This window comes from Marinagarivorans algicola, from assembly GCF_001292705.1.
Taxonomy (GTDB): domain Bacteria; phylum Pseudomonadota; class Gammaproteobacteria; order Pseudomonadales; family Cellvibrionaceae; genus Marinagarivorans; species Marinagarivorans algicola.
The window spans coordinates 120,894-141,349 of sequence record NZ_LGAK01000001.1 but is presented as its reverse complement, the minus strand read 5'-3'; the positions used below and the strand labels follow the sequence as shown (position 1 = coordinate 141,349).

Sequence of the window (20,456 nt, the reverse complement as noted above, 5' to 3'; positions counted from 1 at the left end):
AAACTATGCCATGAAAAACTATGCGATAAAAAGCGCATTATAAAAACCATACAATGACCGATGTTATTGCTCTTCATTAGCTGATGCTTCAGATACAGGTACCGCTGGTGGCACAGGTACAGATAAATCATACTCCGACATATTAGGTAATAGTGGTGCACTGTTGTCCTTAACGCGCAAAAAGCCTTTATCTCGCATATCCAATTGCATTTGACGAATATGTTGATACTTCTCGGCTGTGGCACCACTTAAAGCTTCATCATCACGAATCACTGTTGCGCGGATAAAAATAGCCAAATTCGACTTCGATTGATTATCTGTATTCTTTCTAAATAAACGTCCTATTAATGGAATATTGCCTAATATAGGCACTCGCTGCTCTGACTGGCGACTAGATTCTTTCATAAAACCGCTCATCACAATCACTTCACCACTAGAAGAAAGCACTTGTGTTTCTACTTTGGTTTGTGATGTTACAGGACCGTTAGATGTCTGCGACTTAACATCAGAAATTTCTTGTGAGATATCTAATAAGATCCTATCGCCTTCATTCACATGCGGTGTCACTTTGAGCGTAATACCCACATCTTCACGCTGTACGGTTTGGAACGGGCTGCTAACACCCCCGGTACCGGTATTGGTAAAACTACCGGTAATAAACGGTACATTTTCACCCACAGTAAACGATGCTTCTTTGTTATCCATCGTTAATAACGAAGGTGTTGATAGCACGTTACTATTTGAGTCGGTTTCAAGTGCTGTTAGTACCGTGGTAAAATCAACATCATTATTAGTACCAACAACGCCTAGCAACTGCCCAGTCGTCCCCCCCAAAGCAGTCGCTAATGATGTTAATACCGAGATGCTATCGTCATCGTCAGCCTCAGCAACAGCACCTTGGAAGGCAGCACCGGTTAGTGTTGGCGAAGCATTACCGCCTTCGGATACACCAAAAACACCTTTTTCGGAGTTTCTGAACATCCAGCCTACGCCCAAAGCCTCATCAACATTATCACCAAGCTCAACAATAATGGCTTCAACCAGTACCTGTGCACGACGAATATCTAACCGATCAACCACCTCTAACAACGAGCTAAGCGTATCCCCTTCAGCAGTAATGAGCAGGCTATTGGTATCCTCATCGGCTTCAACGGTGGCGCTTGTTTTAGCGGCATCGGCTTTACCGCCGGGGCCCAATTTAGATAAATTGGAAACAACTTTGGTTAACACTTCTGCCGTCGCTTTAGCTTTTGCGTATTCCAAGTACACAACACGCACATTACCTGTTTGCGCCTTGGGTTTATCGAGCTTACGCAGTAATAGCTTTAAGCGCTGACGTTGCAACTCTTCGCCAGTAATTAGCACGGCGTTATTGCGCTTATCTGCAATTAATGTGACCTTATTTTGCGAACCCCGTGACTTTTCATCTTTATCGATTTTAGTAAGTGTCTGCACCATTTCATCCGCATTGGCATATCGCAATTCAACTACATCGGTAACGGGTGTTGCAGATTTATCAATACGTTCAATAAGCGAACGAATACGGGCAATATTATCAATTGAATCTGAAATAACGATAGAGTTTGAAGGGTCATACGCTGCCAAATGAGAATGTTGAGGAACCAGCGGACGGATCACGGGTAATACTTTCGCAGCGGCAATATTTTGCAGTTGAATAACTTGCGTGACAAAACCTTCTTCAGAAGTTTTTTGATCGGTCACTGGCACAGGCGATGAGCGCGCATCTTTTAAGGGTACAACGCGAATCACGTCACCCACCTCTACCAAGGTATAATCGTGTATTTCTAAAACCGTACGAAAAAGATGCAATAACTCTTCTTCATTTAAGGGCTTAGACGAAATTACTTTAACACGCCCTTTAACCCGCTGATCAATCACCGTTGTTTTGCCCGTCACATCGGCGACAAACTTGATGACTTCTTGGATATCAGAGTCTTTAAAGTTGACTGTCCATGTTTGCTCAGCCCAGCTAGCAACACTTATTGCTGTCAATAAGGTAAATGCTGAACCCGCTTTTATTATTTGTTTAAACACCCACTCGTCTCCTAACCAGAACTCATGCGAATTTGGATAAATTGTGTACTACCGTCACGCATAACCTCAAGGTTAGCTTCAGTAGCGGTTTTAAGCGCTTGATACACTTCGCGAACTTTTTGAGGTTCGTTCACCTCAATGCCATTCACAGAAACTACAATATCATTATTTTTTAATCCAACTTGATCAAATAATTCACGTTTACGACCTGGGCGCACTTTATAGCCGATCATCTGGCCATTCTCTGTTGCAACCATAAAACGCACAACATCGCCAATAGATTTTGCTTCTGCTAGTTGATCTTGAGAAATTTCTTTCACTATTCGGTCATCTTTTGGCTTAGGCTGCGGCCTGGTATTGCGTACACGAGGCGCTGCCGCAATCTTAGTCCCGTCTTCGCCATAGAGCCATAACTTTTCTGACTTACCGTTGTTATCTAACACAACCCACAAATCGGCAATATCACGTAACTTAACATTGCGCGCCCCAGGAATAGCATCACCTATCTTATAAAGTTTTTGTGAGCTTGCCTCACCAATAATAGCCCAAGATCTAGCCGGCTCATTACTGGCAATGACACCTTGTAGTTTCAAGTTTAATTGCGTGATAGGGACATTGGCAGGGTCAATTTCAGGCTCTTTAGGCTGTACAGCCACTAACGATTGAGGATCAAAAACCCCAAATAAATCATTAATCGTGGCCAAATTGATGCTGACTGGAGTCACATCGGCATGACTGGTTGTCATTTTAGGTATAACAGGCGACACGACTTGATCGGGCACAGGAACGACTACCCAAAACAAACGTGCAAGACTGTGACACAACCAGAGCGCCACAAAAAACAAAAGAAGTTGGCGCCAGCGTTTAACCGGTACCTTTTTAATAACCGCGCCGCACTTGGTTACATAAACCATTGCAGTTTGCACCGCAGGTGATGCGCTTAAAGATTGTGCAGTCACCGATGCTCTCCATTATTGTTGTTTACTAGTTCAGCCAAGCGTTTAACCCTTACACAAACTGCTCAAAAACCACCGCCCTAAGGCCTGTAGCGCCTCTGCAAGCGGCACAATATCACTTATATAGTGCTCACATGCAAATAGTTAATCTTAAATATAGTGTGGTTAAAGCCACTTTTGGGGCTCAATGCACAATCGTACTAAGAAAGTTGTTTTTTAAAACCCCTTCACTCGCAACTTTTTATATAAATGCCTGTCATTTCATACACTTGTAGCTAGGCAAGGCAAAAGCTATGCTGTTTAGCTTTTAGCGAGCCAGCATAGACTTCTATATATTAACCGATGGCTCTATATCTTAACCGATTAAATCGCAAGCGATTACTGCGAATACACCTTTAATTCACACCCTCTATAAATTGACAAGCTAATCCTATAACTTACTAAGCCTAGTTGACAATTGATCATGACAGAAGTTTATCTTTTACAAAATAGCGAAAATTTATTTTTAAACAAGCGCCAAGAATGGGTTGATGGCAGCGAAGCAGCCAGTTTGTATCGAACCCCCCTCAAAGATGACGCTATTAATACAAAAGTAGAGATTACCGTAAAAGCCCCCGATGCTCGCATTACAATAATTGTATGCACGCTCGACGACAAAGGCCTTCCCAGCCTCCCATCAGCCGATACAGAAGAAGCGCAATGAATCCATACCAACTCTCTACTAGCAATCAGAGTATTTTAAACACATTGGCACAAGCCGAAAACCACCCTCTAACTCGCGGCTTGCTAAAGGGCGTAGAGAAAGAAGGCCTGCGCGTCACACCCGAGGGTTCGCTCGCTCAAACACCTCACCACAAAGGTCTTGGCTCAGCGCTGACTCACCCGCAAATCACAACCGATTTCAGCGAGTCATTACTTGAGTTTATTACACCACCTACGCATTTAAATCAGCATACTCTCGATGACCTCACTAATTTACATCGCTACAGCTATACACACCTCAATAATGAACTCGTTTGGCCTATGAGCATGCCAGGAAAGCTCCCCGAAGACGATGCTATCCCAGTCGCACTTTATGGCTCAAGCAATCGCGCTAAAATGAAAACCATTTATCGCGAAGGCCTAGGTCTTCGTTATGGCCGCACCATGCAAACCGTTGCCGGCCTGCATTACAATTTTTCGCTTCCTCGATCGTTTTGGGCTTTTTTACACCAACACGAACTTGGTGCACAGCCACTAGAAACGTTTATCACCGAAAAGTACTTTCATCTTATTAGAAATTTTAGGCGCTATTACTGGCTACTTATTTATCTATTTGGCGCATCACCGGCGGTAGATTCTAGTTTTGTTAAAGGCAGAAAACATAATTTAACCCCCTTGAGTGATAATACTTTAGGTCTACCTTTTGCCACATCATTACGCATGGGCGACTTGGGCTACCAAAGCAACGCACAGAGTGCGCTTTTTATCTGTTACAACACGCTAGACACCTACATAAAAACCCTTAATAAGGCCATTAAAAGCCCGTATAGCGACTACGCAAACCTAGAGACAGCTCACGCCAAACAACTCAATACTAGCTTGCTACAGATAGAAAACGAATTTTACAGCCCAATACGCCCAAAAAGAACAGCGCACAGCGGCGAAACCGCGCTCACTGCACTGTGCAAACGCGGCGTAGAATACTTAGAAGTACGTTGCCTAGACCTCGACCCCTTTGAACCTGCAGGCATCTCTCGTAACACATTGCGCTTTTTAGATACATTTTTAATGTATTGCTTGTTTTTACCTAGCCCAAAGTGTGACAAGCAAGAATTCACTAATACCGCCCAGAACCAAAGCTCGGTGGTTACGCACGGGCGCAAACCTGGCCTCACACTGGTAGACAAACAAGGAAAACAGCGCCCGCTAGCGCAGTGGGCCAACGAGCTACTCGAAGCCATGCAGCCTATTGCGCAGCTATTCGATAAAGCCGCACATCAAGATAACAGCTATAGTGGTGCCTTAAATCTTGCGCAAACCCGTGTTGCGCACCCCAGTACTGTGCCCTCTGCACAGATTATGCAACATATTAACAACGGCCTCAGCCATGTAGAATTTGGCCTGCAGCAAGCTCGCGCCCATAAGGCGTTTTTCGGCCAAAATCCTTTAACCCCATCACTAGCTCAGCGCTATAGCGATATCGCCACAGAAAGCCTTCAGCTACAACAAAACGAAGAAGCTGAGCCGCAGGTGCCGTTTGCCCAGTATCTCGAGGCCTACTACCAACAATATGATGATTGCACTGAGTCAGTATAATCAAGTGCTCAATGAAGGAATCTCACTAGAAGACGCTTGAGAACGTGTTACTAACAGCCACTCTTGCAATAAAAAAGCCGGCGCCCTATCACTGAGCGCCGGCTTTTTTATTAACGGTGATTAGTAGCTAAATGCCGACCTCATCAACCCGGTCAAGTACTAACCTAATTTGTCGCTCGCCACATGGTAAGCGGGATCCTCAAGCTGATTAACTTCACATAGATCACCCGCTTTTGCCAACAGCTCTATGCACTCTGGGCTCAAATGGCGAATGTGCAGAGTCTTACCCAGCGCGGTATACTTTTCGGCTAAACTATCTAACGCTTCAATACCCGAGTGATCACTAATGCGTGAGCGGGCAAATTCAATGACCACATGCTCAGGGTCTTCTTCTGGTGTAAAAAGCTCTTTGAAATTTGATACTGAGCCAAAAAACACTGGGCCACGCAAGCTGTAGACTTTCATCCCTTGATCATCGATACTCTTTTCTACTGCTATGTGCTGTGCATGCTTCCAGGCAAACACCAGCGCCGATACAATCACGCCCACGATCACTGCAATCGCCAAATCAGCAACCACCGTAATACCGGAGACCAGTACAATAACAAAGGCATCTGATAAGGGGATTTTGCGGAAAATACGCAAAGAGGCCCATTCAAACGTTCCCAAAACCACCATAAACATCACACCCACCAATGCCGCCAATGGAATCATCTCAATCAAGGATGCGCCAAAAAGGATAAAGGCTAACAACACCAATGCCGCCGTCACACCAGACATTCGACCCCGACCGCCAGAGTTGATGTTGATCATACTCTGGCCAATCATGGCACAACCACCCATGCCACCAAAAAAACCATTCGTAGCATTCGCAACACCCTGACCAATACATTCACGATTACCACGACCGCGCGTACCCGTAATTTCATCAATTAAAGTTAAAGTCAGCAGTGATTCGATCAAGCCAACGGCAGCCAAAATAAGCGCTGTGGGCAAAATAATTTTGAGTGTTTCTAGGGTAAAGGGGACATTAGGAATCGCAAACGTTGGCAATGTGCCCTCGAGTGTCGCCGTTGCCGCTTGGTCAGCAGGTAGCATATCGCGCACAAAATCAATCACCGTTCGTGCCTCTAGGCCCAGCGAGTGCACCAACACACTCACAACCAAAATAGCTACCAGTGAAGACGGTACAGCCTTGGTGAATTTAGGTAAAAAGTGAATGATAGCCATCGTTAGCGCAATAAGTGCCAGCATGGTGACCATCATATTGCCTTCCATGAGCACTGTGTCGCCCATATCACTTTTAATATAAAACTGACCCAATTGCGCCAAAAAGATCACAATCGCCAAACCATTTACAAAGCCCAGCATGACAGGGTGCGGAACAATACGAATATACTTGCCCAGCTTAAAAATACCAGCCAGTATTTGCAGCACACCAGACAGTAACACCGCAGCAAATAAATATTGCACGCCGTGCAATGCAACCAAACTAACCATTACAACAGCTGTCGCGCCTGTCGCGCCCGAAATCATACCTGGACGCCCACCGATAATAGACGTAATAAGGCCCATCATAAAGGCTGCGTATAAACCAATCATGGGCTCAAGACCTGCCACAAAGGCAAACGCGACCGCTTCAGGCACCAAAGCCAGAGCAACAGTCGCGCCCGAGAGGACATCATTTTTTAAATTAGAGGGAGTGCGATAGATAAGATTAAACATACGGCTCACAACAAAAGAAGAAGTTACCCCTAGGGGCGCAGGCGCGCATGGTATCAAACCCCTGTAATCAGCTCAAATGATGAACAGCAACAAGACCTACTTTAGGCGCCAACGAGGCGCTCAATCAACCATCAAGTCGCCTAAAAAGATAAACCAGCGAACTAGAATGGCTCATACTGAATAGCATCAATCACCCATTCAACCCAGCCACTGGGTGTGTTAACACGTACTTCGTCGTCGACTGCCTTGCCAATTAACGCTTTTGCCATCGGTGAATCAACCGAAATCGCAACTGAATTTGCTGCAATTTCATCACCGCCAACAATACGATATACCGCACACTCATCAAGCCCCTCTGGGCCTTCACGCACCACCCGAACATAGGCGCCAAAAAATACTCGACCTTCTTGTACCTGCGAATAGTCAACCACGCAAAGTACATCAAGGCGCTTAGCTAAGTAGCGTATGCGCCGATCAATTTCACGTAATCGTTTTTTACCATAAATATATTCAGCATTTTCGCTTCTATCGCCCAAAGCCGCGGCATCGTGCACCTGCTGTGTGACCTGAGGGCGCTCAACTTTCCACAAATATTTTAACTCGGCATTTAAAGCCTCATAGCCTTTGCGCGTAATGTAGGGCGAACGAGTCATTGCGCGCGGTTAAATAACCGTAAAAAGTTGTTTGTCGTGATGTCGGCAAGCGCTTCTAGAGTAAGCCCTTTTAAGTCAGCAACAAACTGCGCCACATCACGCACATAAGCAGGCATATTAGGCTTACCGCGATAAGGAATTGGCGCCAGATAAGGTGAATCAGTCTCGACTAATAGGTACTCTAAAGGCATTTTACGAACAACCTCTCGAATATCTTCTGCATTTTTAAAGGTCACAATCCCCGAAATCGAGATATAAAAATTCATATCCATAGCCGCTTTAGCCATATCCCAGTCTTCGGTAAAACAGTGCAATACGCCCGAGGCTTCTCGACAAGCGTGATCACGCATAATGGCTAACGTATCGTCTTTCGCGTTGCGCGTATGCACAATCACGGGCAATTTTTGCTGCTGCCCCACCTGAAAATGATTGATAAAGCTCTGTTTTTGCTGGGCGACATGCTCAGTACTATGAAAGTAATCTAAACCCGACTCCCCCAGCGCAACCACTTTTGGCGCTTGTGACCACTGCGTTAACGCCTCAACACTCACTGCACTATCGGTTACATCACAGGGGTGCACACCAACAGAGGCAAACACATTTTCTCGCGTTGCGGCAATATCAAGCACCGCCTGGCGGTTCTCTTCACTAATACAGACGCACAAAAAGCGGCTAACACCTTTTGCTTCGGCATCATCTAACGCCACCTGAAGACTATTATCGCTTTTGCTTAAATCTAAACGGTCTAAATGACAGTGGGAATCGGTGATCATGTCATGCTCTTTAAAATATGATTAACGAATATTACACCCCGCAATCGTTGTTAAAAAAGACTTATAAGGGGATAACAATAAGATGCAAAAAAAGGCCGCAAGCGACCCCTTTTCAATACGTTTTTAAGCCTCTGCAGCCTCACATGGTGTGAGTGGGCCTATCAGACTCTAAGGTACCAGCCAAATAGGTTTCGATTTTACGGTTAGCCGTATCATCATCACCCTCAAACTGCACGCCAATGCCTGCAGCACGATTGCCTTGTGCGCCTTTTGGTGTGATCCACGCCACTTTCCCCGCAACGGGGATTTTCTCTGGCTCGTCCATTAAACTCAACAGCATAAACACTTCATCACCTAAGCTATAAGCTTTATTAGTTGGAATAAACAAACCACCATTTTTTAAATACGGCATATAAGCGGCATATAATACTGCTTTATCACGAATAGTTAACGACAATATACCGTTACGAGCTCCGCCAATCCCCTGCATACTCTTGCCTCTTTATATAGTTCTACTCGGACTCAGTGCAATTCACTACCCTTACTAACGGGCGAACAATAATCGCTTAACAAGCCGGTGTCTAGCCCTTATAAAGGTTAAGCCAAAGTTAACATAATACAAACCCTCTATCTCCCTAAAAATTGTGCCCGATACTGACGACTCTTTTTATCCTTGACGTTGCCTGCGCGCGCGCTCGGCTAAAAACCCCTGCACAATTAGCATCAATTCTTCTGTGGCAAGCACCTTGTTTGGGTTGCTTCCAGCATAAAGTTGCGCCATGCGCCCTTGCACTGTATCGAGCACGCTATATAAACGCACAGCCGGTAATATTGCGAGATTTTGCACCACGGGCAAGTCATCATTAAGCTGTGCGCATTGCACTTTAATCGCGCGCTGAAGCCACAATAAAAGCAGACCAAACACAACGAGTAAATCATAAGCTGCTAGCTTTTTACCGACATCAACGGGCGAAATTTCGCCTTTTAGGCCGCGACTCAAACACTGAGCAATGTCATCATGCACCTCTAACTGCTTATTATTAAACCATGTCAACGCCTTGACAGGCGCACCGCCGGTCGCGCTGAGCAGATCGGCCGACCGCGTCACTTGCTGGCCGTCAAGCCAAGCCAATGCATCGCCCCAGCGCGGTGTAGGTAATGCGATTTGTGACGTTCTTGAGCGAATGGTTGGCAATACTCTCGCCGACTGAAAAGCAACCAAAATAAACACTGTCTCATTTGCAGGCTCTTCAAGATTTTTTAAAATTGCATTCGCCGCCTCGACATTCATCATCTCAGCGGGCGCCACCAACACCACTTTACGCCCACCTTGCTGGGCAGTATTGGCCAATATTGCCGTCAATTCGCGCACTTGGGCAACCTTAATTACATGACTTTTTTCTTGCGGCACCAGCTGAATAAAATCAGGGTGTGTGCCAGCAACTAGCAGCTCACAACCACGGCAATGTCCGCACGAGCGTGCATCTATAGGTGTGCGGCACAATAAATATTGCGCCATTGCTGTTGCCAGAGCTTCAGCGCCGATACCTTCGATACCTTTTAGTAGCAACGCATGAGGCAAGCGCTCAGTAGTCACTTGCTCAACAAACTGCTGCCAATACTCAAAAAACCAAGGATAAGGGGGATGAACAAAAGAAACTTGAGCGGTCATGATAAGCGGCAACATCCAAAATAAAAGCACAGACTGCACTTATTCACAGCCCCATAAAGTCAACAGCATACCAGTGAAGCCTATTTCTTGCGATAATTGAGGCCCTTTAAAAAAGTGCCCAATACTCTCTATGCAGCCCCTTACCGAACATCAAGCTCAGCCCATTGATATTATCTTTGAAGACGAACACCTTTTAATTTTAAACAAGCCCTCAGGTTTACTCAGTGTACCGGGCAAAACCGAACCATTTTGCCTTACTGCACAAGCGCTGCGCTACAACGCCAATAGTCGCGTTGTGCATAGGCTAGATATGTCAACATCAGGATTAATGATCTTTGCCAAAAACCACATCAGCCAAAAAGCGATGGGGCAATGTTTTGAAAAACGGTTAGTCAAAAAAACCTACGATGCAGTGATTCACCATGCACCCTCACAGCACGAGGGCGTTATCGAGCGCCCCCTAATCTGCGACTGGCCCAATCGCCCCAAACAAAAAGTCTGCTTTGAAACCGGTAAAGCGGCTACCACCCACTATCGGGTGATACGTACACTGGCGCACCTGCAGGCAAGTGTGGTGCGCTTAACCCCTGTTACTGGGCGCTCTCATCAACTCAGAGTGCATTGCTTGGCACTAGGATGCCCCATTTTGGGTGATCAGCTATACAATTTACAGGGCTCTCACCTTAGGGCTCCGCGGCTCATGCTGCATGCCGCTCAACTGCACTTTGAGCACCCTATCACCGCGCAACCTTTACATATCAGCAAGCCCTCGCAATTTTGTCGCATACCACTCACTGCGGTTTAATAGGCAAAAGCGTACTTTTAAGACGCGCTATATTTTAATAAGCCTTTTTCTTGAAAGTCCCTCAAAGATAAACCAAAGGAGCCGTCAGCATGTACACGGCGCACAAGGAAGTCTTTACTTAAGCCATCGGTTTCGATGAGTGAAAGGCTATAAGTTAAAGCCTTATCTAAAGGTTTTTTATCGGCATCGAGCAACACCGATACGACAGGCAAATGCTTATACTGTTGGTTAGTCTCGATCACTACACCAACAACACCAGATATTAGCTCAACAATGCTGCCCGGCGGATACAGCCCAACTGTCTCTAAAAAGGCCAAAGCTAAATGACCATCAAATTGCGTACCGCGACCTTCATAAATAATTTTGAGTGCCTCGGTTGTGGTTCTGGCTTTTTGGTAACAGCGATCGGCCGTCATGGCATCATAGGCATCAACAATCGATATAATCCGTGAAAACAACGAAATGTTTTCACCCGGCAATTTACGGGGGTAACCGGTGCCATCTATGCGTTCATGGTGGCTATAAGCAACATCAATAGCTCCGGTGTAAACATTACCTGCTGCCAGTAAGAGATTGCGACCGTGAATAGTATGCGCCATCATCATGCGCATTTCTTTTAAGGTTAAGCGTGCAGGCTTGTTCAATACTTGAGGCGGCACCCGCATTTTGCCCACATCGTGCAACAAGCCGCACAACCCCAATTGCTGAAGCTCCTCTTCGCTTAAGCCTAAATGTCGGCCAAAAGCGATCGCTAAAATACACACATTTAAACAATGCTCTGCGGTGTACTCGCTCTCATTGCGTAAACGGGTCATCCACATTAGAGCATCAGGATGACGAATCACAGACTGTACGCACTCGTTGACGGTTTCTTTTGCGGCTTCGGTATTTATAGCTCCACCTAAAATAATATCATCAAGGAGCGTTTTGGTTAATGACCGCGCCTGGCCAAAAAAAACACTGGTACGACTATGTTCTGCATAGATATCTTCTTTGGGCGGGTAGATAGAGCCGCCGTCAAAGGCGGCCTGCGAGGCAGTGGTTGGTCGTTTTGCCTTGCGTGCAACATCAACCCATACGTACTCACAATACTCTGCAACGGTATTCACATCATCCGTGGTCTCGATATAAAACCCCTGCATAAGAAAAGGCGTATCGAGCCACTCGCGATCAAGCTTAGAGATGTACATCCCTACCCTAAGCTCAGACACATGGACTTTTACCGTGGTTTCAGACATTCAGCACCTAAATTAGACCTACACAAAAGCCAGAACTCAATCAAAGGGCCATACTGATGCATTGTTCTGCACTCCATGTACAACGCAACAAGCGCCCAATTATTTGCCTATTATTACTTTTACTGTAGTTTATCTTGGGCTTGAAGCAAGTTATGTCATGGCGATTAAAGCAGCCGAAAGCCAGTGCCGATACCAAAATGTAATGCGCCACTTGCCTGACAAGGCACTGAGCGATATGAAGAAGGCAGCACGCTTAATCAGCACTATGCCTGATTAAGCGATACCGCAAGTGCCTCGCATACATAGCTAACATTGTCTTGATTCAGCCCTGCAATACTGGCTCGCGAATTACTGAGTAGGTAAATACTTTTATGCTGAGCCAGCCATGCCACCTGTTCGGCATGGATACCCAAATAAGAAAACATTCCCTTTTGCTGACTCACAAAATCAAACCCTTGCACCCCCAGCGCATCCATATTACGCACAAAATCGTTGCGCAAATTTTGAATGCGCTGCTGCATTTGTGTGAGCTCGGTCTCCCACTGTTGTGTTAATGATGTATCTTGCAAAATTTCAGCCACTATAGCGGCGCCATGATTAGGTGGCATAGAATAAATTCCACGTACAATACCTTCAAAATGACTTTGTGCAGCCTGCGCCTGCTGAGCTGTCGCGCAAAGCGTGGCCACCAAGCCCACTCGCTCACGGTATAAACCAAAGTTTTTAGAGCAAGAAACCGCCAGTAACGCCTCTGGAACCGCCGCAAAAATATGGCGCAAGCCTGCGGCATCTGCCGCTAGGGAGTCACCAAACCCCTGATAAGCCATATCAACAAAAGGAATAAAACCTTTTGCCTGTGCCGTTTGAGCGACCCACTGCCACTGCTCAAAGGTAAGATCAACGCCTGTCGGATTGTGACAACACGCATGTAGTAATACCACATCACCTGCTGGAATACTCTCTAAAGCAGCCTGCATCGCCGGCCAATCCAATGTGGTTTGGCTAGCGCTCAAATAGCTATAGTGCTTTATTGGCACGCCTGCATCGCCCAGTAAGGGTTTATGGTTAGCCCACGTGGGGTTGCTAAGCCAAATGCTGGCTTTAGGGTTAGCATGTTTAATAAGCTCAGCGGCTATACGCAAAGCGCCGCAGCCACCTGGCGTTTGCACCGCTGCTATTCGCCCCTCCAACGCCATAAGGCTTGAACCAAAGATTAATTGCTGCATATGCTCGACAAAGGCGGGGTTACCTAAAGGCGTTAAATAGGTTTTTGTCGTTTGCTTGGCCAGTAAATTGCGTTCAGCAGCGGTAACCGCTTGCATGACAGGGGTTTGCCCCTCATTGTTTTTATATACACCCACTCCCAAATCAACTTTATGTGGATTGGGGTCTGCGCGGTACAATTTCATCAAACCCAAAATCGGATCACTAGGCAATACAGTTAGAGCATCAAACATCATTCATTCTCGCAAAAGACTGTACAGTAACAACAGGCCAGCCATAGAATCAATAACGCAAAGCAATTGTTACGCTTTTTTTACTCAATCAAAGGGCTTCGCTGCACCGATGACTTACCGCTATTAGAGGCAGCTATTAGAGTAAGAACCCTCATTTATAACCATTAGCTATAAATGTTCGCTATAAGCATTAGGGCCAGATCAAGCACGGCAGCAAGTACTCAAGTGCTACAGCAAGTACTATAGCAAGCCAAACTTACCTAAAGACTCTTTCAGTTTATCGGCATTAATAGGCTTTTGAATAAAGTCTAAAGCCCCTAAAGCCTGTACTCGCGCTTTGGCTTGTGGCTGAATATCACCAGAGATAACAATTACGACCGCCTTAAGGCCCTCGGCTTTGATGGCCTCTAACACGCCAAAACCATCAAGCTCAGGCATCGTCAAATCCAAGAAGACCATTTCACCTTTGCCTTCGCGAATCGCCTGCACACCCTCAACACCATTTGTCGCAAATGTTACGTCTACATCCCAGCTAGCAGGTAACGATCTTTTCACCTGCTTGCGGGCCATATTTGAGTCATCACAAATGAGAAGTGGGGTTGCCATAGGGCCAAGCCTTTAAAGAGTCACCTCTTTAGTATAGGCAGCTGTTTCAAAATGCCAAACTCATTCGCCGTCTATTTATCGCTCGACGAATTGTCAGCATCTATGCTTTGCTTCGCAGCCGATAACGCTGAAAGTGGCTTTTGCATCTCACGCTCTAATAACGCTTGCAAAGATACATCAAACTCTGTGTGAGCCGCGGCCACTACGTTGTTACGTAGATCCGAAAAGTGCTTCCCCCAAGCTGCACTCGGGATCGATGGCATTTTCTTTTCTAGGTCGCTGACTTTAATCTCCAGCAGTACGACTAAATCCCACAAGCTGAGCTCGCTAAAACTTCGGCATAAGGTGTAATCGCCATCACTCGTCTCAACAATCCAATTCGCTTGAATCAACGACTGCCTTAATTTTTGCCAATACACCACGCCCAAACCTAAGCGGTAACAATGCTTATCGCCTACAACACGGCCTTGCTTGTGATGCTGGTAAAACATAGCTAAGCACTCGATCGCTTGCGCCAAGTCCGTTTTACGACCGCGTACATTCACATAATTACGCTCAGCCAATGTGCGCACCAAAATAGCGCCCGATAAAACAATCGTCCACAGCAGATTTATCCAAATCAAAAAAAGCGGTACGACGGCAAATGCACCATAAATGAGCTCAAAACTCGTATTCGACACAAATCGCCCGAATAGGCCTTTCACCAATTCAAAGCAAAGCGCTGTCACGAAGCCACCAATAAACGCATATTTCATGGGGACTCGGCAATTAGGTACCGTAGAAAAAAGCATGGAGAAGACAAAGGTCATAATAAGGAGTGGCAATAACTTAAACAGTAGAGGTATCACACCAATAGGATCGTATTCATTAAAGACCAGCTTCAGCGATAGCACATAGGTACTCATTGCCATTGTCATAGCGAGCATAATGGGGCCAATGCTCAATACGGCCCAATAGCGTAAATACTTGAGCAACCCTCGCCTTGCTTGAGTTACCCCCCAAATAGTATTGAAGTTTTTTTCGATATTGGTCAACATCAAAAAGGCTGTCACAAATAACATGCCCATACCGGGCAGCGTTAGATTGCGCGCCTGAGAGGAAAAACTGTGCAAATAAGTTTTGACTGATTGACTCGACTCAGGGAGTAGATTGGAAAACAGCGTGTCTTGCAACTGATCACTTAAGCCTTCAAATGCGGGTACCATTGAAAACACAGAATAAAAAACCATTAATAAAGGTACGAGTGCAAATAAGGTCATATAGGTTAACGCTGCTGCGCTTTTTTGGCAGCCAGCCGCGTTAAAATCGCGCACTAAACTTAAAACAAAGATCTTGGCCCCCAAGCCAAAGTTCATCCAGTGCTGTTTTTCTAACTTAAACACAATCGTTCACCTCTCAATACCTTACTCGGCTCAAAGCCATAAAAATGATAGAACAAATGTGTAAGCATAACCCTTAAACAACGCTAAGTACGCTAAGATATGCCTTTGTCTATTTTTTGCTGATATTTTCCATCCTTTAACTCTATGGAACCTCTACTGTCAACCTTATGATCACCTATACGCTTTATCACAACCCACGCTGCTCAAAATCTCGTCAAACACTCAGTTTATTAGAGCAACACGGCATCACACCTAACATTGTACTGTACCTTAAAACACCACCAAGCCCTGCAATACTGGCTAGCTGTTTAACCGCTTTAGGGCTTTCTCCCCGCGCACTCCTGCGCACCCAAGAAGAGGCATACACCACTCTGAATTTAGCCAGTGAGCAGTGTACCGACGCGCAATTACTGCAAGCTATGAGCGACAACCCCGCACTTATCGAGCGCCCCATTGTAATGAAGCAAACCGGTGATAGTTGCCAAGCCATACTCGGTCGCCCACCCGAGAACGTCCTACAACTATTATCGCAATAAGCCGTATAATACCGCTGCACTCAATCGATTGAATCTCATCATATGACTAGCCCATATGAACAAGCCACCCGATACGTAATAGAACAATGACTCGTAATATATTAATTCTTTACTACAGCGCTAACGGCGCAACCGCTATGCTAGCCAAAAGCATTGCACGCGGCGTTAACAGCGTAGATGGCGCCAATGCTGTTTTACGCACCGTACCCCGCGTACAAACCACAACTGAGCAAACAGAGCCACACATTCCCACGCAGGGCGCACCCTACTGCACCCCCGAAGACTTAACCGATTGCTCAGGGTTAATCCTTGGCAGCCCGACACGCTTTGGTAATATGGCAGCACCTTTGAAGTATTTTTGGGATACCACCGCCACCCAATGGCTTAATGGTAGCTTAATCAACAAGCCAGCCGGCGTTTTCACTTCTTCGAGCAGTATGCATGGCGGGCAAGAAAGCACACTACTGAGTATGATGCTGCCCTTGTTGCACCACGGTATGATTATTACTGGCATTCCTTACAGCGAAGAATCAATTCATCATACGACAAGCGGCGGCGGTCCTTATGGTGCCAGTCACGTATACAACACACATAGCGCAACCGCCAATCATCAAGATCAACTCACCAGCGATGAGATGAGCAGCTGTCACGCGTTAGGAAAGCGTATTGCTAACCTTTCTCTACAGTTGCAGCATTAAGTCATACCGCTGTCTTAAGGTATTAAGGTATTAAGGTATTAAGGTATTAAGGTATTAAGGTATTAAGGTATTAAGGGATAGAAACATTATTCAGCAACGCTACCATCAACAACCGCCTTATTCGACAGCATTCATCATGAACAGCGTCATCACGCAGTTAACACTCGACAGCGACACAATTAGACATGCTATGACAAGATCTCCCAACCATATCGAACCCGCCACTGCACAAAAAATAGCCGCACTGCGATATAAAGCTCGTATTGGGCACCGCTTGACCTTGGTCTTCTATATCACGCTATTAGCTTTATTTAGTGTCCACCAATGGTTAAGGCCCGAAGGTATTAGCCTACTGCAATGGTCAGTACAATGCTTACCGCTGCTGCTTTTTTGGTTTGGTTTACGCGTACAGCGTCGCCGCACATATTTATGGCTATGCTTTGTTATTTTGCTTTACTTTATAAAAGGTGTGGAGGGCGTTATGGGCTTAAGCCCAGACCTTTTTGACAGCATACTACTCACTGCAAGCACTTCATTATTTATTGCCAGTATGATGACAGCACGCTGGCTACTACTGGCCGAAAAAATTCAATTTGAGCACCTTCAAAGTACTCATTCACAATAAGGATCTTCATGAGCTCTTCTAAAAGTAATATCGTAGTGCGTTTATGGCGCTTTATTTGGGGTACTGTTAGCTGGTTGCGCATAGCACTGCTTAATCTTTTGTTTATTGGGTTACTGGTAATTTTTATTTCTGCAGCCCTAGAATCAGCTCCAAAACCTATAGAAAAAGCAGGTCCGCTATTAATAGCTCCAGCCGGTACGCTGGTTGACCAACTGAGTTATGAGCCGCCTTTAGCCTCACTGACGGGCAATAATAAACCGGCAGAAACCGAGCTGCGCAGCCTGATTGAGGCCATTAATCAGGCGACGTTTGACCCACGGGTCACCGCGCTGATTATGAAACTCGATGATCTAGGCAGCGCAGGCGTCAGTAAACTTCAAGAATTAGGCCAAGCCATCGAAGCCTTTAAAGCCAACGATAAACCCGTTATTGCCTATAGCAACATGCTCAACCAGCAGCAATACTATTTAGCCAGTTACGCCAATACGATTCATATTCACGATATGGGGGGTGTCGCCATTACCGGTTTTGGCCTATACCGCAATTACTTTAAAGGCCTGATTGATAAACTTGGCGTGAATGTTCACGTATTTAAATCAGGGACCTTCAAAGATTTTGTTGAGCCTTATATTCGCAACGACATGTCCGAACCTTCGCGCGCGCACAATACCCAGTGGATAGAATCCCTCTGGGCAACCTATAGCCACGATATCGAACAGCGCCGTCACTTAGAAGCGGGCAGCCTAGATCAATACATCAAAAACCTGCCACAACTGCTCAATGACAACCAAGGCAGTACTGCGCAATTGGCTAAAGCGTACAACCTTGTCGATAAAATTGGCAGTAAACAAGAACTTATCGATTATTTACGTACTGAATTTGGCCCTCACAAAAACAATAAGCATGCCTTCAACAGCATTAGTTTATTCGATTACCAACAAGAACTGGCCTTCAAAAAAATGCAGCAAAAAGGGAATATTGGGCTCATTGTTGCCACTGGTACCATCACCGACGGCGAGCAACCCGAAGGTAGCATTGGTGGCGACACACTCTCATCACTGATCCGCGAAGCACGCCATAACGATGACCTGAAAGCTCTAGTGCTACGCATTGATAGCGGCGGCGGCAGCGCATTTGCCTCCGAGCTTATTCGGCAAGAAATCATAGCCACACGCGCCGCAGGCAAACCGGTTGTTGTATCTATGGGTAGTGTCGCCGCATCTGGCGGCTATTGGATAGCCACGGCAGCTGATCAGATTTTTGCAACGCCCACAACAATCACAGGCTCTATTGGTGTCTTCAGCATCATACCCACATTTGAGCAAACACTCGATAAAGTCGGTATTACCTCCGACGCCGTTGCCACCAGCGAGCTTGCTGGCTTATTTCAATTAAGCCGGCCAATGAGCGCAGAAGCAAAACATGTGTTTCAGTTAGGCGTTGAGTCAGTCTATCAAAAGTTTTTAACCTTAACTGCCGAGGCCAGAAAGAGTAATATAGAAGACATTCAAAAAGTAGCCGAGGGTCGAGTTTGGCTAGGTCAAAAAGCGCAAACATTAAATCTCATTGATCAAACCGGCTATTTAAGTGATGCCATTGCACAGGCGGCTCAATTGGCAGGCGTCACCACAGCCCACGTTAAACTCATCGAGCGGACGCTCTCGCCAGCAGAGCAAATCATGAAGCGCTTAATGCTGAACACCCAAGTACAAAGTGTTGCCGCTAACCTTGTGCCAACAAGCCCTAGCCGGTCATTAATCCATAGTGCGCAAGCCGCTTTTGATGATCAAGCCTTGACGACACTGATGGCGCAACAACTCAAAGTACAAGCGCGCAATCCGCAGGCACCGCCAGCACCCGTTGCGCTATGTGTCCAGTGCGTTGCTTATTAAATATTAAGTTTATTAAACATTAAGGACCGGGCTATAGCGTTCATCAAGGCGTCACATCGATCGTTTATTAATAGCGACTTGTTATCACGATGAAAAAGCGGCTTTATTGAGCCGCTTTTCTTGTTTAGGGTAAGTTGGTATACACCCCAAAAGGATAATTATGATCAGCCACCAACGTGGGCTTTTAGCGCTGTATAGCGCGACCGTTATTTTGGCCATTAATGGCGTATTATCAAAGTCCATCCCTCTCGATGCGATCACCATTACTTTTGCACGCTGCGGTATTGCTTGCATTGCCTTGTGTATGATTTTGCAATTGCAGCGCAGCCAAAACCTACTGTCACTCAAAGCCCGAAAAAGCTATGGGTTCGTTTTGCTAGTAGGGGCTTTAATGGCCTGCCACTGGAGTAGCTTTTTTCATGCGATGCAAATATCAACTGTCGCTATTGGTATTTTGGCGCATTATAGCTTTCCGGTTATCACCGTTATTATCGAGCCGCTGCTCGATAAACAAAAACCTCAAAAAAACGATCTACTCGCCGGTATGGCGGTATTAATGGGAGTCGGTTTGATGGTGCCCTCATGGGATCTTAATAGCCAAGCCTTTTTAGGTGTCGCTTTTGGCTTACTATCAGGTGCAACATGGGCAGTGCGTAATATTGTACAGCGGCGCTGGCTATCACAAGAATCCAGCCAGAGTATCATGATCTACCAATTATTAGTCATTCTGCTATTCACCGCGGCTTTTATTGATTATCCAAGCCTGTTGTTAGCCTCGAATAATACTTGGCTAATGCTATTATTGCTCGGCGTCGTGAGCACTGCGCTCGGTCACACATTATTTTCGATTAGTTTGCGCGTCATGCAGGCAAAGTCAGCCAGCTTAATTAGTTGTTTACAACCGCCCATTGCCGTTGGCCTAAGCTGGCTGATTTTGGCAGAACAACCCACCGTGCAAACACTCATCGGTGGCAGTATGATATTAGGGATTGCCCTGTATGAAGCCATTAAAATCAAAGCCTAATCCTTCTTTTACATGCCTCTGTAAGTGCGCCATATATCAAAAGTGCTCTCCTACGCTACGC

General features: G+C 45.9%; 19 protein-coding genes. 8 read left to right on the top strand and 11 right to left on the bottom strand.

The genetic code is table 11. The annotated features are described in order from the left end of the window. Positions 1 to 63: 63 nt before the first annotated feature. Both gspD and gspC read right to left on the bottom strand, forming a co-directional pair. Complete coding sequence (gene gspD, locus AC438_RS00585; protein ID WP_053979326.1) at positions 64 to 2,055, bottom strand: type II secretion system secretin GspD; 1,992 nt, start codon at positions 2,053 to 2,055, stop codon at positions 64 to 66. Between the two features lie 11 nt (positions 2,056 to 2,066). After that, the gene (gene gspC / locus AC438_RS00580) at positions 2,067 to 3,014 is read right to left on the bottom strand and encodes a type II secretion system protein GspC (protein WP_053979325.1); all 948 of its coding nucleotides are present in this window, start codon (positions 3,012 to 3,014) and stop codon (positions 2,067 to 2,069) included. 460 nt (positions 3,015 to 3,474) lie between these two features. On the opposite strand from gspC, the gene AC438_RS00575 reads away from it, so the two are divergent. Then, positions 3,475 to 3,714, top strand: coding sequence for a hypothetical protein (locus tag AC438_RS00575; RefSeq protein ID WP_053979324.1), 240 nt, complete (start codon positions 3,475 to 3,477; stop codon positions 3,712 to 3,714). Next, a complete protein-coding gene (gene gshA / locus AC438_RS00570; protein WP_053979323.1) occupies positions 3,711 to 5,309 on the top strand; it encodes a glutamate--cysteine ligase in 1,599 nt (532 codons plus the stop codon). The genes AC438_RS00575 and gshA overlap by 4 nt, the downstream gene beginning before the upstream one ends. Before the next feature lie 159 nt (positions 5,310 to 5,468). Here gshA and AC438_RS00565 read toward each other — a convergent pair whose 3' ends face one another. The 5 genes from AC438_RS00565 to AC438_RS00545 form a co-directional block, all read right to left on the bottom strand. Further along, a complete protein-coding gene (locus AC438_RS00565; protein ID WP_053979322.1) occupies positions 5,469 to 7,034 on the bottom strand; it encodes a SulP family inorganic anion transporter in 1,566 nt (521 codons plus the stop codon). 161 nt (positions 7,035 to 7,195) lie between these two features. Next, complete coding sequence (gene greB, locus AC438_RS00560) at positions 7,196 to 7,687, bottom strand: transcription elongation factor GreB (protein ID WP_053979321.1); 492 nt, start codon at positions 7,685 to 7,687, stop codon at positions 7,196 to 7,198. Continuing rightward, positions 7,684 to 8,460, bottom strand: a complete 777-nt coding sequence (locus AC438_RS00555) for a TatD family hydrolase (protein ID WP_053979320.1) — start codon at positions 8,458 to 8,460, stop codon at positions 7,684 to 7,686. The genes greB and AC438_RS00555 overlap by 4 nt, the downstream gene beginning before the upstream one ends. Positions 8,461 to 8,599: 139 nt before the next feature. Then, positions 8,600 to 8,950 carry a PilZ domain-containing protein gene (locus AC438_RS00550; RefSeq protein WP_053979319.1) on the bottom strand — a complete coding sequence of 117 codons (351 nt, stop codon included), beginning with the start codon at positions 8,948 to 8,950 and terminating at the stop codon, positions 8,600 to 8,602. 177 nt (positions 8,951 to 9,127) lie between these two features. Further along, positions 9,128 to 10,132 carry a DNA polymerase III subunit delta' gene (locus AC438_RS00545; RefSeq protein ID WP_162230664.1) on the bottom strand — a complete coding sequence of 335 codons (1,005 nt, stop codon included), beginning with the start codon at positions 10,130 to 10,132 and terminating at the stop codon, positions 9,128 to 9,130. 130 nt (positions 10,133 to 10,262) lie between these two features. Between AC438_RS00545 and AC438_RS00540 the strand changes: the two genes are divergently transcribed. Continuing rightward, positions 10,263 to 10,937, top strand: a complete 675-nt coding sequence (locus AC438_RS00540; RefSeq protein WP_053979317.1) for an RluA family pseudouridine synthase — start codon at positions 10,263 to 10,265, stop codon at positions 10,935 to 10,937. A gap of 17 nt (positions 10,938 to 10,954) precedes the next feature. Here AC438_RS00540 and AC438_RS00535 read toward each other — a convergent pair whose 3' ends face one another. From AC438_RS00535 to AC438_RS00520, 4 genes are all read right to left on the bottom strand, one after another. Then, positions 10,955 to 12,175, bottom strand: a complete 1,221-nt coding sequence (locus AC438_RS00535; RefSeq protein ID WP_053979316.1) for an HD-GYP domain-containing protein — start codon at positions 12,173 to 12,175, stop codon at positions 10,955 to 10,957. A gap of 263 nt (positions 12,176 to 12,438) precedes the next feature. Beyond that, positions 12,439 to 13,635 (bottom strand): amino acid aminotransferase, encoded by a 1,197-nt coding sequence (locus tag AC438_RS00530; protein ID WP_338011119.1) that lies wholly within the window; start codon positions 13,633 to 13,635, stop codon positions 12,439 to 12,441. 237 nt (positions 13,636 to 13,872) lie between these two features. Beyond that, positions 13,873 to 14,238 (bottom strand): response regulator, encoded by a 366-nt coding sequence (locus AC438_RS00525; protein ID WP_053979315.1) that lies wholly within the window; start codon positions 14,236 to 14,238, stop codon positions 13,873 to 13,875. A gap of 71 nt (positions 14,239 to 14,309) precedes the next feature. Then, positions 14,310 to 15,620: a YihY family inner membrane protein gene (locus AC438_RS00520; protein WP_053979314.1), complete on the bottom strand. Its 1,311-nt coding sequence runs from the start codon at positions 15,618 to 15,620 to the stop codon at positions 14,310 to 14,312. Between the two features lie 167 nt (positions 15,621 to 15,787). Between AC438_RS00520 and arsC the strand changes: the two genes are divergently transcribed. The 5 genes from arsC to AC438_RS00495 all read left to right on the top strand — a co-directional run bounded on the left by arsC (position 15,788) and on the right by AC438_RS00495 (position 20,395). After that, positions 15,788 to 16,156: an arsenate reductase (glutaredoxin) gene (gene arsC / locus AC438_RS00515; protein ID WP_053979313.1), complete on the top strand. Its 369-nt coding sequence runs from the start codon at positions 15,788 to 15,790 to the stop codon at positions 16,154 to 16,156. A gap of 86 nt (positions 16,157 to 16,242) precedes the next feature. Next, complete coding sequence (gene wrbA / locus AC438_RS00510; RefSeq protein WP_053979312.1) at positions 16,243 to 16,854, top strand: NAD(P)H:quinone oxidoreductase; 612 nt, start codon at positions 16,243 to 16,245, stop codon at positions 16,852 to 16,854. Positions 16,855 to 16,990: 136 nt separating this feature from the next. After that, on the top strand, positions 16,991 to 17,479 hold the full coding sequence (locus AC438_RS00505; RefSeq protein WP_053979311.1) for a DUF2069 domain-containing protein: 489 nt from the start codon (positions 16,991 to 16,993) through the stop codon (positions 17,477 to 17,479). An 8-nt stretch (positions 17,480 to 17,487) separates the two neighbouring features. Then, positions 17,488 to 19,371, top strand: a complete 1,884-nt coding sequence (gene sppA / locus AC438_RS00500; protein WP_053979310.1) for a signal peptide peptidase SppA — start codon at positions 17,488 to 17,490, stop codon at positions 19,369 to 19,371. A gap of 160 nt (positions 19,372 to 19,531) precedes the next feature. Next, complete coding sequence (locus AC438_RS00495) at positions 19,532 to 20,395, top strand: DMT family transporter (RefSeq protein ID WP_053979309.1); 864 nt, start codon at positions 19,532 to 19,534, stop codon at positions 20,393 to 20,395. Positions 20,396 to 20,456 lie beyond the last annotated feature (61 nt).

What these genes read in the sequence shown, in the direction of transcription:
- sppA (WP_053979310.1), top strand. Translation starts at nt 17,488, where the DNA reads ATGAGCTCTTCTAAAAGTAATATCGTAGTGCGTTTATGGCGCTTTATT.
- gshA (WP_053979323.1), top strand. Translation starts at nt 3,711, where the DNA reads ATGAATCCATACCAACTCTCTACTAGCAATCAGAGTATTTTAAACACA.
- AC438_RS00505 (WP_053979311.1), top strand. Translation starts at nt 16,991, where the DNA reads ATGAACAGCGTCATCACGCAGTTAACACTCGACAGCGACACAATTAGA.
- greB (WP_053979321.1), bottom strand. Translation starts at nt 7,687, where the DNA reads ATGACTCGTTCGCCCTACATTACGCGCAAAGGCTATGAGGCTTTAAAT.
- AC438_RS00575 (WP_053979324.1), top strand. Translation starts at nt 3,475, where the DNA reads ATGACAGAAGTTTATCTTTTACAAAATAGCGAAAATTTATTTTTAAAC.
- AC438_RS00535 (WP_053979316.1), bottom strand. Translation starts at nt 12,175, where the DNA reads ATGTCTGAAACCACGGTAAAAGTCCATGTGTCTGAGCTTAGGGTAGGG.
- AC438_RS00545 (WP_162230664.1), bottom strand. Translation starts at nt 10,132, where the DNA reads ATGACCGCTCAAGTTTCTTTTGTTCATCCCCCTTATCCTTGGTTTTTT.
- AC438_RS00495 (WP_053979309.1), top strand. Translation starts at nt 19,532, where the DNA reads ATGATCAGCCACCAACGTGGGCTTTTAGCGCTGTATAGCGCGACCGTT.
- AC438_RS00540 (WP_053979317.1), top strand. Translation starts at nt 10,263, where the DNA reads ATGCAGCCCCTTACCGAACATCAAGCTCAGCCCATTGATATTATCTTT.
- AC438_RS00525 (WP_053979315.1), bottom strand. Translation starts at nt 14,238, where the DNA reads ATGGCAACCCCACTTCTCATTTGTGATGACTCAAATATGGCCCGCAAG.
- AC438_RS00555 (WP_053979320.1), bottom strand. Translation starts at nt 8,460, where the DNA reads ATGATCACCGATTCCCACTGTCATTTAGACCGTTTAGATTTAAGCAAA.
- AC438_RS00565 (WP_053979322.1), bottom strand. Translation starts at nt 7,034, where the DNA reads ATGTTTAATCTTATCTATCGCACTCCCTCTAATTTAAAAAATGATGTC.
- arsC (WP_053979313.1), top strand. Translation starts at nt 15,788, where the DNA reads ATGATCACCTATACGCTTTATCACAACCCACGCTGCTCAAAATCTCGT.
- AC438_RS00550 (WP_053979319.1), bottom strand. Translation starts at nt 8,950, where the DNA reads ATGCAGGGGATTGGCGGAGCTCGTAACGGTATATTGTCGTTAACTATT.
- wrbA (WP_053979312.1), top strand. Translation starts at nt 16,243, where the DNA reads ATGACTCGTAATATATTAATTCTTTACTACAGCGCTAACGGCGCAACC.
- AC438_RS00530 (WP_338011119.1), bottom strand. Translation starts at nt 13,635, where the DNA reads ATGATGTTTGATGCTCTAACTGTATTGCCTAGTGATCCGATTTTGGGT.